This is a genomic window from Bradyrhizobium sp. CCGB01 (assembly GCF_024199795.1).
In the GTDB taxonomy this organism is placed as follows: domain Bacteria; phylum Pseudomonadota; class Alphaproteobacteria; order Rhizobiales; family Xanthobacteraceae; genus Bradyrhizobium.
In genome coordinates, this window is sequence record NZ_JANADK010000001.1 from 5,794,317 (window position 1) to 5,806,771 (window position 12,455).

Annotated in this window: 10 protein-coding genes; 7 read left to right on the forward strand and 3 right to left on the reverse strand. The window is 64.5% G+C overall.

What is annotated here, in order from left to right:
* Window positions 1–146: 146 nt before the first annotated feature.
* Window positions 147–800, reverse strand: coding sequence for a response regulator transcription factor (locus NLM25_RS26930; RefSeq protein WP_254120374.1), 654 nt, complete (start codon window positions 798–800; stop codon window positions 147–149).
* Between the two features lie 605 nt (window positions 801–1,405).
* On the opposite strand from NLM25_RS26930, the gene NLM25_RS26935 reads away from it, so the two are divergent.
* The 5 genes from NLM25_RS26935 to NLM25_RS26955 all read left to right on the forward strand — a co-directional run bounded on the left by NLM25_RS26935 (window position 1,406) and on the right by NLM25_RS26955 (window position 7,335).
* Window positions 1,406–2,833, forward strand: a complete 1,428-nt coding sequence (locus NLM25_RS26935; protein ID WP_309143616.1) for an efflux RND transporter periplasmic adaptor subunit — start codon at window positions 1,406–1,408, stop codon at window positions 2,831–2,833.
* Entirely contained in the window at window positions 2,830–3,555 is a 726-nt protein-coding gene (locus NLM25_RS26940; RefSeq protein WP_254139004.1) for an ABC transporter ATP-binding protein, read from the forward strand. The genes NLM25_RS26935 and NLM25_RS26940 overlap by 4 nt, the downstream gene beginning before the upstream one ends.
* Window positions 3,552–4,775, forward strand: a complete 1,224-nt coding sequence (locus NLM25_RS26945; protein ID WP_254120377.1) for an ABC transporter permease — start codon at window positions 3,552–3,554, stop codon at window positions 4,773–4,775. Before NLM25_RS26940 ends, NLM25_RS26945 begins: the two co-directional genes overlap by 4 nt.
* A 61-nt stretch (window positions 4,776–4,836) precedes the next feature.
* Window positions 4,837–5,151 (forward strand): response regulator transcription factor, encoded by a 315-nt coding sequence (locus NLM25_RS26950; RefSeq protein ID WP_254120378.1) that lies wholly within the window; start codon window positions 4,837–4,839, stop codon window positions 5,149–5,151.
* A gap of 315 nt (window positions 5,152–5,466) precedes the next feature.
* The gene (locus tag NLM25_RS26955) at window positions 5,467–7,335 is read left to right on the forward strand and encodes an alkaline phosphatase family protein (RefSeq protein WP_254139005.1); all 1,869 of its coding nucleotides are present in this window, start codon (window positions 5,467–5,469) and stop codon (window positions 7,333–7,335) included.
* 51 nt (window positions 7,336–7,386) lie between these two features.
* On the opposite strand, the gene NLM25_RS26960 is transcribed toward NLM25_RS26955, so the two are convergent.
* Window positions 7,387–7,959 carry a hypothetical protein gene (locus NLM25_RS26960; RefSeq protein ID WP_254120380.1) on the reverse strand — a complete coding sequence of 191 codons (573 nt, stop codon included), beginning with the start codon at window positions 7,957–7,959 and terminating at the stop codon, window positions 7,387–7,389.
* A 391-nt stretch (window positions 7,960–8,350) separates the two neighbouring features.
* Between NLM25_RS26960 and NLM25_RS26965 the strand changes: the two genes are divergently transcribed.
* Window positions 8,351–9,010, forward strand: coding sequence for a peroxiredoxin (locus tag NLM25_RS26965; RefSeq protein WP_061847701.1), 660 nt, complete (start codon window positions 8,351–8,353; stop codon window positions 9,008–9,010).
* 109 nt (window positions 9,011–9,119) lie between these two features.
* Here the strand turns inward: NLM25_RS26965 and NLM25_RS26970 are convergent, their stop codons facing one another.
* Complete coding sequence (locus tag NLM25_RS26970; RefSeq protein ID WP_254139006.1) at window positions 9,120–10,850, reverse strand: methyl-accepting chemotaxis protein; 1,731 nt, start codon at window positions 10,848–10,850, stop codon at window positions 9,120–9,122.
* Window positions 10,851–10,964: 114 nt separating this feature from the next.
* Between NLM25_RS26970 and NLM25_RS26975 the strand changes: the two genes are divergently transcribed.
* On the forward strand, window positions 10,965–12,410 hold the full coding sequence (locus tag NLM25_RS26975) for a deoxyribodipyrimidine photo-lyase (RefSeq protein WP_254141272.1): 1,446 nt from the start codon (window positions 10,965–10,967) through the stop codon (window positions 12,408–12,410).
* Window positions 12,411–12,455 lie beyond the last annotated feature (45 nt).

The following is a 12,455-nucleotide window of genomic DNA, read 5'->3' on the forward strand; positions in this document are numbered from 1 at the left end:
CTTGTCTGACTGGATTCTGATGCCGTTTTGGAGGAGGCCGACATCGTAGGGATGACTCTGGGCCCGTCGTGCGTCGTGCGATAGACTGCAGTTCATGCTAGTCGATACGGACTAGACGTCGCGCGATAACATCGCACCTGGCAGATCTAGACCTGCGGATGTCTGACGTCGAAGCGCTCCGCCTGCAGCCCGATGCTGTCGATCAATCGCACCACCTCGATCGGCGAACGCAGCTCCAGCTTTCGCATCATCCGTGCGCGATGGACCTTCACCGTCACCTCGCTGACGCCGAGCTTTGCCGCGATCTGCTTGGCGACAAGCCCTTCCGCCATCAGCAGCATGATCTCGCGCTCCCGCGCCGTCAGCGTCTCCACGCGTTGCCGCGCCTCGCGCACACTGTCCTCGCGCTCGAGCCGCCTGCGGTCGCGTTCGATACCGTGCCTGATCGCATCGAGGATCTCCTGTTCGCGGAAGGGTTTTGGCAGAAACTCGATCGCGCCGCGCTTCATGGCCTCGACCGAGACACGCACGTCCGAATGGCCGCTTATGAAGACGATCGGTATCGGCACGCCCGTCTCCGCCAGCTTGCGCTGAAGCTCGAGCCCGGTCGGCGATGTTCCGGGAAAGCGGATGTCGAGCACCAGGCAGGACGGTCGGTTCGTGAGTGTCTCCGCGAGGAATTCGTCGGTCGAGGCAAACAATTTCACCTGGTGCCCCGTCTCCTCGCAGAGGCTTCCGATCGCATTTCGTATCTGAATTTCATCATCAACGACATAAACTGTGGCTTGATTTGAACTCATTCCAACATGCTCCCGGACTTGACGCTCGATGATCCAGCAACGAGGCATCCATTGTGCTCGCAAGCGATAACCAGGTGCTTTGATAACAAGGTGCTTGGAGGCATGCGCGATGACCGAGAGAATCGCATCGATCCGCAGATCCCACGTTTTAGAGCCAACACCCCGTGGAGACGAGTGAAGGCGTTCACATATCGGACTTCATGATTGAAGGAGTTCGGCGCCGCCATGGGCAGCGTCACGGCGAGGTGCCATCTGGAGGGTGCAGCAGTGTAATGCTGCCGTTGCGATTTCGCCCACTGCGTCATGGCGTCGCCGCCCACACGCCGATCGAACATCCATCGCCTCCAAGCCTGACGGGACGTTCAGTCGGCTATCGAATTTTGATAACGCGCGCTCCGGTTGGAATACGCCCGGTATGCACCCGGCGCAAATCACGAAAAGTCGCACCTGCGGATTTTACTTCTGGATCATGAAGCGCACCCGACCGTCGTGCCGAGAACCGCGACATAAAGCCGATAGTTCGATACTGCTTCGGCAAATACAACCATAGCGCGATATTCGACCCTTCCACCAGCAAAGTCATTTTCAGACGGTGGGCTTTTGATATGCGATTTGCAACTGTTGTTGTCTTGTTCGGAGCTGCATGTGGCCTCGCCGCGATCTACGGTGCGCGGCCGAACATCATCGCCAGCGCGACCGGACACGCCGTGGACGGCGCCGCTCGCGCCTACCGATCGACGACGAAGTTCCTCGCGCCCTCGGGACTGGAAGCTCCGACCCTCGGATCGGATGCGCCCGTGTTCCGCTATGCCGCGATTCAGCGCGGCAGCATCGAGCAGACCGTCACGGTCACTGGCGCCCTGCAACCGGTCAAAACGATCGAGGTGGGTTCCCAACTGTCCGGGCAGCTCGCACGCGTCTATGTCGATTTCAACGACACCGTCAGCAAGGATCAGCCGCTTGCCCTGATCGATCCGCGCAGCTTTGCGGCCAAGGTCGACGAAGCCAGGGCTTCCCTCGCCGTCGCCAATGCACTGGTCGACATCGCGCGCGCCAAGCTAGATCGCGCGAGGATCGATTTGCAGAACGCCAAGGGCAGCCGGGATGTGCTCGCGGCCAAGCTGGAGAGCGCCCAGGCGGTCAAGAGCTCGGCGCAGAAGACCCTGCAGCGGAAGCAGGCGCTTCAGTCCCAAAACGTGGTGGCGACGACGACGGTCGACGACGCGCAGACTGAGTTCACCGCGCGGCTCGCCCAGGAGCGGGAAGCCGAGATCATGATGTCCCTCAACGCCTACTCCGTAGATGGCGCGCAGGCTGACGTCCGCCGGATCGAGGCGGAGCTGCAACAGGCGAGAATGGCGGTCCCGGAGAAGGCGGCCGTTCTCGCCGCAGCCCAGGCCGATCTCGACCGCACAGTGATCCGTTCGCCGATCGACGGCGTCGTCGTCGGCAGGTTCGTCAACGAAGGCCAGACCCTTGCCGTCGGCCTGGAATCGCGCACCACCTTCGTGGTTGCCCGCCGCCTGGAGGACATGGAGATCCACGCCCAGGTCGACGAAGCCGACATCGGGCGCATCGCCCCCGGCCAGCGCGCCCATTTCACGGTGGATGCCTATCCCGACCGCCGCTTCGAGGCGGTGGTGCGGCAGGTGCGCAAGGCGCCGCAGAACCAGCAGCACGTCGTCACCTACACCGTCGTCCTGGCGACCTCCAATCTCGACGGTGCGCTGCTGCCCGGCATGACCGCCCTGGTGAAGATCGTGATCGAGCGACAGGACGACGTGCTGAAAGTGCCGCTCGCCGCGTTGCGCTTCCAGCCATCCGGCACGCGGCCGGATGCCGCTGCACGCAGCGGCGTGTGGGTGCGCACTGCAAGCGGCTCGCTCCAGCGCATTGCCGTGACGGTCGGCGCGGCCGGCACCGAGCAGGTCGCGCTCAGGAGTGGAGACCTCGTCGAGGGCAGCCAGGTCGCCGTCGGCCAGGCGATCCGTCCAGCAGGCCTGGAGTTCCTCGGAATCAGGTTCGGATCATGACCGCTTCCCTGCCCCTCATCAGCCTCCGGTCGGTCAGCAGGACCTATCGCGCTGACGGAGTCGCGGTGGCTGCGGTGCGCAATGTCAGTTTCGACATCGCGCAGGGCGAGATCGTCGCGGTCATGGGACCGTCAGGCTCCGGCAAGTCGACGCTGATGAACATGATCGGGTTGCTCGACCTGCCGACCGAGGGGGCGGTTCTTCTCCAGGGGGCCAATGTCGCCGATCTCACGGAAGATCGTCGGTCGTCGTTGCGCGCCCTCAGCATCGGCTTCGTGTTCCAGTCCTACAATCTGCTCGCCCGCCACAATGCGATCGAGAACGTCGCGCTGCCACTTGTCTATTGCGGCGTCGGCCGCAAGGAGCGGCTGGCGCGCGCCGAGCAGTCCCTGGAGGCCGTCGGCATGCTGCACCGGGCCCATCATTTCCCGCGCCAGCTCTCGGGCGGCGAGCAGCAGCGCGTTGCGATCGCGCGCGCGCTGATCGCCTCCCCGCTGATCGTGCTCGCCGACGAGCCGACCGGCGCGCTCGACAGCCGCACCGGCACCGAAATCCTGGCCCTGTTCGCTGCGCTCAACCGGACCGGACAGACCATCGTGATGATCACGCACGATCCAGGCATCGCGACCCAGTGCCGGCGCACCATCCGCCTGCACGACGGCCAGCTCGTCGGCGATGAGACGCAGGCTCCGATCCTGCCAAAACGGAGCACTGCGTCATGACGATGCTCCAGGGCTTTCAGATCGCTCTGCACGCCTTGCGTCTCAATCCACTACGCAGCTTCCTCACCATGCTCGGCATCGTGATCGGCGTCGCTTCGATCGTGACGGTCTTCGCGATCGGATCGGGCGCGCAGCTTCGCCTGCAGGAGCAGATCCGCTCGATCGGCGCCAACGTGCTGATGATCACACCCGGCGCAGTCTACCAGGGCGGCGTGCGTCTCAAGGACGGCAGCAAGCTGACGATGACCGAGAGCGACGTGCAGGCCATCCTCGAGCAGATCCCGGAAGTCCAGGCCGCAGCCGGCTCGATCGCCGGAACGGCGCAGGTCATCCACGAGAGCAAGAACTGGAACACGACCATCAACGGCACGACGACCGGACACTTCATGGTGCGCGACTGGCAGCTCTCCTCTGGCCGCTATTTCTCCGGCGCCGAGGAGGCCGGCGCGAGCAAGGTCGTGATCCTCGGAAGCACGGTCGCGCGCGAGCTGTTTGCACCGGGTGAGGATCCGATCGGCGCGCAGATCAGGATCATGAAGGTGCCGCTCGAAGTGGTCGGCGTTCTCGATCGCAAGGGACCGGCGCAGGATGACGTCGCCTTCGTGCCGCTCACCACGGCCAAGCTGCGCTTCCTCGGCAGCGCGAGCAACATCAACCGGGATTCGGTCGCCTATATCATCGCCAAGGTGGCCGCGGACGGACAGATGCCGGGGGCGCGGTCGGAGATCGAAAGCCTGCTGCGGCAGCGCCACCGCATTCCCGCCGGCCAGGAGGACGACTTCAAGGTCCAGGATCCGGCCGCAGCAATGGAGGCCCAGCAGGGCGCCATCCGCACCGTCGCGCTCCTGCTTGTCGCCATCGCCTCGGTCTCGCTGCTCGTCGGCGGCATCAGCATCATGAACGTCATGATCGTCTCGGTCACCGAGCGTACGCGGGAGATCGGCATCCGCCGCGCGCTCGGCGGAAGGATGCGGGACATCCGCCTGCAGTTTCTCTGTGAGGCGCTTGTCCTGTGCCTGCTTGGCGGCGCCATCGGCGTCGCATGCGGAATCACGCTCTCGATGACAGTCGCCCGCATGGCTGGATGGATCACCTCGATCGACGGCCAGGCAATAGGGCTTGCCCTCGCCTTCTCGATCGCGACCGGCATCATCTTTGGTTTCTATCCTGCGCACAAGGCGTCCAAACTCAGTCCAATAGAGGCGCTCAAGACGGAGTGAGATCATGCTGGGGTGGCCATATCAAACCAAGCGTCAGCCAAAGGCCAGGGAGGAGCAAGTCATGAGCCCGGATTTGAAAGAATCGATTACGCCGACGCCGCGCGAGCACGAACTGATGATGCTGATCGCACGGGGAATGCAAAACAAGAACATCGCCTACGAGCTCAAAATCTCGGAGAACACGGTGCGGGCGCATATCGGCAACATCATGCGCAAATACCGCCTCCATAACCGAACCCAGATCGCTATCACCTTCGCACTGCAGGCGCCGCCGTCGGACCGCCGCGATCTCAGTAATGCCGAAGGCTATTCAGCACCGACGAAACCGGCGCAGGCAATGGCCCAAAATCCGCAGGTGCAGACCGCGCCGGAATGACGAACGGCCCGTCCTGCAGCCGCTCCCGCAAGCGCGACTCCTGGATCAAGACATTCATTTTATTGACTAATTCTCTTAATTGGAATTCGGGGATTTAGCGTCCAACCCGTTCAACCGGGAAGCGCCTCCAACTGCCGTAGCGCGCTGCTCAATTGCTTTGCCCGCTCCGCAATGACAATCCGTGGACGCCCGGTCACCTCTCCGGCACTTCGGCACGCCCCTTCGCCCTTGTAACAAAACTGTCATACAGCAAAACTAAACGATGCCCGGGGGCCGCGGTCGGCGGCCATGCCGCCTCACCGCCAGGAGACTTCCATGCGCCGCTCACTGCTGTTGCTGTCCGCCGGACTGACAGTGCTGTCCACCGGACTCGCTTCCGCCCAGAACAACACGCCCCGTAACCTGATCCTGTTCATTCCGGACGGTCTGCGCGCGCTGAAGGTCACACCCGAGACGGCGCCGGCGATGGCTGAGGTCCGCGACAAGGGCGTCAATTTCAAGAACCCGCATTCGCTCTTCCCGACGTTCACCATGGCCAACGGCTCGGCGATGTCGACCGGGCATTATCTCGGCGATACCGGCGTGTTCTCCAACACGATCTGGACGAATTACACCTCCGTCCCCGCCGGCGACACCGTGGTCCCCTTCATCGAGAACGACGCCGTGCTCGGCGACATCGACGAGCATTTCAAGGGCGACTATCTCAACGAAGAAACCATCCTGAAGATGGCCCGCGACAAGGGATACAGCACAGCGGCGCTGGGCAAGCACGGCCCGACCTATCAGTTCGACCACACCGACAAGCCCGAAAAGCCCGGCCTGCATTCGGTCGTGTTCGATGACGCCACTGGCGGCAAGAACGGCGTGGCGCTGCCGGACGAGGTCAAGGCGGCGCTGACCAAGGCCGGCCTGCCCCTCGCGACGCCGCCGCGCGGTGACAACTCCAAGGCGGGCGATGCCAAGACGCCCGGCACCGTTGTCGCCAACGTCGCGCAGCAGGCCTATTTCGCCGACGTCGCCACCAAGGTCGTGCTGCCGATGTTCAAGGCGCGCAACAAGCCGTTCGTGCTGGTGTTCTGGTCGCGCGACCCCGACGGCAGCCAGCACAACACCGGCGACAGCCTCAACCAGATCAAGCCCGGCATCAACGGGCCGACCTCGATGGCCGGCATCAAGAACGCCGACGACAACCTCGCCCAGCTCCGCAAGGCGCTGGACGAGCTCGGGCTGGCCGCCAACACCAACATCATGGTCCAGGCCGACCACGGCTTCTCGACGATCTCCAAGGAAAGCAAGACGAGCCCCTCGGCCAAGGTCAGCTATGACGACACGCCGAAGGACTTCTTGCCGATGGGCTTCCTGGCGCTCGATCTCGCGAAAGCGCTCGACCTGCCGCTGTTCGATCCCAACGACAAGAATGCGAAGGTCGAAGGCAACAAGCACCCCAAGGCCGGTAACGGCGTGCTCGGCAAGGATCCGGAGAAGCCCGATCTCGTCGTCGCCACCAATGGCGGCTCGGACCTGATCTATCTGCCGAACAAGGACAAGAAGCTGGCGGCGAAGACCATCAAGGCGCTGCTCGAGCAGGACTACGTCTCCGGCGTGTTCGTCGAGGACTCGCTCGGCCGCTTCCCCGGCACGCTGCCGCTGTCGAGCATCAACCTGCGCGGCAAGTCGGCGACGCCGACGCCGTCGATCGTCGTCAACTTCCGCTCCTATGCCAGCGATTGCGGCGAGGCGCCGACCAACTGCTCGGTGCAGGTCGCCGACACCGTGCTGCGCCAGGGCCAGGGCATGCATGGCAGCTTCAGCCGCGGCGACACCATGAACTTCATGGCCGCGATCGGTCCGGACTTCAAAGCCGGCTATGTCAGCGAGATCCCGGTCAGCAATGCCGACGTCGGCATGACCGCCGCCCAGCTTCTCGGCCTGCGCGGTTCGCAGAACGGCGGCCTCGTCGGCCGCGTGATGTCGGAGGCGTTACCCAACGGCATCGTGCCGAAGGCGTATGCCGGCACGCAGAAGTCCAAGCCTGCCGAGGGCGGCCTGATGACCGTGCTGAATTTCCAGCGTGTCGGCAGCCAGCGCTATTTCGACGCCGCCGGTTTCCCCGGCCGCACGCTGGGGCTCGAGGTGGACCATCTTGGGATGGAGACCGGCAAACAAAAAACGGCGGGGAAATAACCCCGCCGTTGTCTCTCGCGCCTCGCAAGGGGCGCGAGAACATCTCGGATATTACATGCCGATGTCGAACACGTTCGGCAGTTGGCCCGCCAGAGGCAGCGCGGTGGCGCCCAGGAAGGTCGCCACCATGGCCATCAGGCGGCGGTTGTTCTGGCGCTTGCCGCGCATCTGTCCGGCAATCCACTCCAGCATCTCGCTGTTGACCTTGGAGGCGTAGGACGGCGCCCAGCTCTCGATGTCGGACTCCGCGGACAGCGCGACGCTGCGCGGCGGCACCTTCAGACCCGAGGCGCTCGCGGCGTAATGGGCCACGGCCTTGGCCAGCAAATCGTCGAACCGTCCGCCATCGGTGCGCTCGGTTGCAGCTTCGTTGATCTCGAACAGGACCTCCGCTTCGGCCCGGCTGATCGGCTGATCGTTGACGGCGGTGGTGGTCAGGATGCGCGCGCACCAGGCGGTGTCGTCGGCATCGAGCGAGCGGGAGAAATGGACCCGGCCCTTGGTGGTCGGGCCTTCGCCCGTGATCACACCGTCGCGCACGATGGTCAGTGCATGGGCCGAGGTATCGCGGCAGGACGGTTCGAGGGACGGCGACTCAACAGACTTATGCGCAGCGGCAGACATAGTTCACTTCCAGATTTCTTCTGATCGACCAGCATTTTCATGCGGGCGTAAAGGGGTGGTTAACGATTCGATACGGGGATCGCGACTTTTCTCAATGGTTGCCGATTAGTCGCTACGAGGACCATTTCGGTTCCGGAGAGCGTCGGGCGGGCGTGATGCGGGTCATAAAAGGCTTTATCGGGGCAATCGAGACCGTGTGGCCCCGGTGGAGATGTTTCGCCGCAGGCGCGGCTGTAACAGAAAAGTGCTAGAAAATCGGCTCTTCAAAGAAGGAATTCACATTTTACTTGAGGCGGTTCACTTGGCGTTCACTTGGGACCGCAGAGACCTTATACTGGCAGTGACGACAGGGACTAATTCTCAAATAAATTCAATGAGATGAGGTAGAACCATGACACTTCCGATCGGCGCCACCGCCCCCGACTTCGAAGCCGAGACCACCGAAGGGAAGATCAAGTTCCACGACTGGATCGGCAATAGCTGGGCGCTCCTGTTCTCGCACCCCAAGGACTTCACGCCGGTTTGTACGACCGAGCTCGGCGCTCTCGCAAAGCTGAAGCCGGAATTCGACAAGCGCGGCGTCAAGCTGATGGGCCTCTCGGTCGACCCCGTCGACCGCCATTCCAAATGGTCGGAGGACATCAAGGAGACGCAAGGCGCGGCTCCGAACTATCCGATGATCGGCGACACCGACTTCAACGTCTCGAAGCTCTACGAGATGCTGCCGGCCTCGACCTCGGGCGATCCCCTCACCCGCACGCCGGCCGACAACCAGACCGTCCGCAACGTCTTCATCATCGGGCCGGACAAGAAGATCAAGCTGGTGCTGGTCTATCCGATGACCACGGGCCGGAACTTCCAGGAGATCCTGCGCGTCATCGACTCGCTCCAGCTCACCGCCAAGCATCGCGTCGCCACCCCGGCCGACTGGTCGCAGGGCGAGGACGTCATCATCGCCGGCTCGGTCTCCAACGATGAGGCCAAGACGATCTATCCGCAGGGCTGGAAGGAACCGAAGCCCTACATCCGCATCGTGCCGCAGCCTAAATAATCAACTGTCATCCCGGGATGGTCCGAAGGACCAGACCCGGGATCTCGAGATTCCGGGTTCGGTCCTACGGACCGCCCCGGAATGACGACATTGAGTTGCAGGTCAGCCCTCAGGCCGCGTGCACGCGGTCCAGAAAACCGTCGACCTCAGCCTTCAGATGCAGGCTTTCGCCTGACAGCGCCTGGGCGGAGGCAAACATCCGGCTCGACGTCTCGCCGGTCTCGCTCGCGCCCTTGGCGGCATGGCGAACATTCACCGCAACATCAGCCGTGCCCGAGGCCGCAGCGCGAACGCTGGCCGCGATGTTGTGGGTGGCGCTCCTCTGCTGCTCGACCGCAGCCGAGATCGAGCTGGCGATGCCGCTGATGCGCTCGATGGTCTGGCCAATCCCCTTGACCGCCGCGACCGACTCCTCGGTTGCCTGCTGCATGCTCGCGATCTGGTTCGAGATCTCGTCCGTCGCTTTGGCCGTCTGGCCGGCGAGTGTCTTGACCTCCTGAGCCACCACGGCGAAGCCGCGACCGGCATCGCCCGCACGCGCGGCCTCGATGGTCGCGTTCAGCGCCAGCAGGTTGGTCTGCTCGGCGATCGAGGTGATCAGCTTGACGACGTCGCCGATGCGCGCGCCCGCCTCGGAGAGCTGCGCGATGCGCTGGTCGGTCGTCTCGGCCTGTCGCACGGCCTCGGCGGAGATCTCGTTCGACTCCTGCACCCGGCGGGTGATCTCGGAAATCGATTGGGACAGCTCGTCGGAGGCCGCGGCGGCCGAGCGGACATGCTCGGAAGCGCTTTCGGATGCCCCTGCGGACTGCGCCGACAGATCGGCGGTGGAGCGTGCGGTGTCGGTCAGCTGTCGCGCCGCCCGTTCGAACTCACCGGAGGACGTCAGCACCTTGTCGAGGATGCCGCCGACGCTGCCGCGGAACTCTTCGACGAAGTTGCGCAGCTCTGCCTTGCGCTGCTCGGCGGCGGCAGCGGTTGCGGCCGTCTGCTCGCTGCGCAGGCGCGCCCGCTCCAGCGAATTGCTCCTGAACACCGCGACCGTGCGGGCGATCTCGCCGATCTCGTCGGCGCGGTCCTCGCACTCGATCTCGACGTCGCTCTGACCGTTGGCGAGCGCGGTCAGCGAGTGCGTGACCGAGCTGAGCGGCTTGGTGACGCGGCGGACGATCAGCAGGGTCAGCGCCAGAACCAGCAGCGCAGCGAGCCCCGCGGCGACCGCCATGCTGGATATCGCCTGGCTGAGCATGCTCTCGAACTGTGCCATGGCGATGCCGACATAGAGGATCCCGACGACCTTGCCGCCGGCGTCCGCGACCGGGAAATAGGCGGTCATGAAGGATTTACCGAACAGCGTGGCCGGGCCCTTGTAGGCCTCGCCGCGGCGCAGGACGGCCTGCCCGGGATGGTCGGCGGCAAGCTGGGTCCCGACGGCGCGGTCGCCATTTTCCTTCTTCACATTGGTCGAGCGGCGCACGAACTGGCCGCTGGCATCATCGAACACGAACAGCGTCGCGTTGCCCCCGACATAGGACACCGCGCGATCGACGATGCCGTGATCCCTGAACTCCGGCATCTTCGGGATCTCGATGCGCGCGACCGCGCCATCCCGCATGGTGATTTTGGCGTCGGGAACGATCTCGGCGAAGGCCAGCGCCAGCGTGCGCAGATTGACCTCGATGTCGCGCAGCGCTCGATCGTTGAACGCAGAGGTCAGCGACCAGTAGCCGGCGCCGACCACCAGCGCCGTATTCACGGCGATCAGCAGCACCGCACACAGGACGGCGTTGGTACCCAGCTTGAACTGCGGCAGGAACTTCGCCGTGAAAAGGTTTGACATGAATGGAACCACCCCCGGAATTCCTGCATATTCATGCAATCCGCTTACGGCCGCATTAACGACGGTTCACAGCACCTCACCCAGGATGCTTTCCAAATTGTAAACGAGGCTCCCCTGACCACGTCGAGCGCGCCGCCCATCATCGTCTGGTTTCGCGATGACCTTCGCCTGTCCGACCATCCCGCCCTCCATGCTGCCGCCAAGACCGGCGCGCCGGTGATCTGCCTGTATGTGCTGGACGATGCGGCCGGACGCGCGGCGGGCGGCGCGGCGCGCTGGTGGCTGGCGCAGTCGCTGCGCGCGCTCGGCGCCGATATCGCGACGCGCGGCGGATCGCTGATCCTGCGCAAGGGGCCGGCGGCCAGGGTCATCGCCGAGGTGGCGCGCGACAGCGGCGCCGGAGCGGTCTACTGGAACGGGATCGCGCAAGCATCGCATCAGGCCGTCGAGAAACAGCTCGAAGCGGCGCTGGCAAAGCTCGGTGTGGACTCGCAAAGCTTCCCCGGCGACCTGCTAGTCCCGCCCTCGGCGATCCGCAACAAGGAGGGCCGCGGCCTTCGCGTGTTCACGCCGTTCTGGCGGCGGGTGCTGTCGCTCGGCGATCCGCCCAAGCCTCTGCCTGCGCCGAGGGAGCTGCGCGCCGCGCCGAAGCTCGCCGGCGACGCGCTGGAGAGCTGGAAGCTCGAGCCGACCCACCCCGACTGGGCCGGCGGCCTGCGCCAGACCTGGACGCCGGGCGAAGCCGCGGCCCGCGTGCGCCTGCGCGGCTTCCTCAAGCACACCGCGCGCTCCTATGCCGGTGATCGCGACCGCCCGGACCGCGAGGGCACGTCAAGCCTGTCGCCTCACTTGAGGTTCGGCGAGCTCAGCCCGCGCCAGGTCTGGCACGCCGCGCGCTTCGCGGCGGCGGAGAATCCCGCGATCGGCTCCGGCGTCGAGAAGTTCCTGAGCGAGCTCGGCTGGCGCGAGTTCTGCCGCCATCTCCTCCACGATCATCCCGACCTCGCCACCGAAAACCTGCAAGCGAATTTCGATGGCTTCCCCTGGAAGGGCGACAAGAAGGCGCTCGCCGCCTGGCAGCGCGGGCACACGGGCTATCCCATCGTCGATGCCGGCCTGCGCGAGCTCTGGCACACGGGCGTGATGCACAACCGGGTGCGGATGGTGGTGGCGTCCTTCCTGGTCAAGCACCTCCTGATCGACTGGCGCGACGGCGAGAGCTGGTTCTGGGACACGCTGGTCGATGCGGACGCCGGCAGCAATCCGGCCAACTGGCAATGGGTCGCAGGCTGCGGCGCCGACGCCGCGCCCTATTTCCGCGTGTTCAATCCAACTCTGCAGGGCGAGAAGTTCGACCCCGACGGAGCCTATGTCCGGCGCTGGGTGCCGGAGCTGAAGGACGTACCGGCCAAGCTGATCCACCAGCCCTGGCAGGCAACGCCGATCGAGCTTGCGAGCGTCGGCGTCGCGCTCGGCAAGACCTATCCGCAGCCGATCGTCGATCACGCGAAAGGACGCGAGCGCGCGCTCGCCGCCTACGCAAAGATCCGCAAAGGTTGAGCGTTGCTTTGACACAATTTTGAAACCCGCTATCGTCATCGCTCC

Bases quoted from the DNA above. Each gene is read 5' to 3' on its own strand.
- NLM25_RS26930 (WP_254120374.1), bottom strand. From the start codon at position 800: ATGAGTTCAAATCAAGCCACAGTTTATGTCGTTGATGATGAAATTCAG.
- NLM25_RS26970 (WP_254139006.1), bottom strand. From the start codon at position 10,850: ATGTCAAACCTTTTCACGGCGAAGTTCCTGCCGCAGTTCAAGCTGGGT.
- NLM25_RS26935 (WP_309143616.1), top strand. From the start codon at position 1,406: ATGCGATTTGCAACTGTTGTTGTCTTGTTCGGAGCTGCATGTGGCCTC.
- NLM25_RS26940 (WP_254139004.1), top strand. From the start codon at position 2,830: ATGACCGCTTCCCTGCCCCTCATCAGCCTCCGGTCGGTCAGCAGGACC.
- NLM25_RS26950 (WP_254120378.1), top strand. From the start codon at position 4,837: ATGAGCCCGGATTTGAAAGAATCGATTACGCCGACGCCGCGCGAGCAC.
- NLM25_RS26965 (WP_061847701.1), top strand. From the start codon at position 8,351: ATGACACTTCCGATCGGCGCCACCGCCCCCGACTTCGAAGCCGAGACC.
- NLM25_RS26945 (WP_254120377.1), top strand. From the start codon at position 3,552: ATGACGATGCTCCAGGGCTTTCAGATCGCTCTGCACGCCTTGCGTCTC.
- NLM25_RS26955 (WP_254139005.1), top strand. From the start codon at position 5,467: ATGCGCCGCTCACTGCTGTTGCTGTCCGCCGGACTGACAGTGCTGTCC.
- NLM25_RS26960 (WP_254120380.1), bottom strand. From the start codon at position 7,959: ATGTCTGCCGCTGCGCATAAGTCTGTTGAGTCGCCGTCCCTCGAACCG.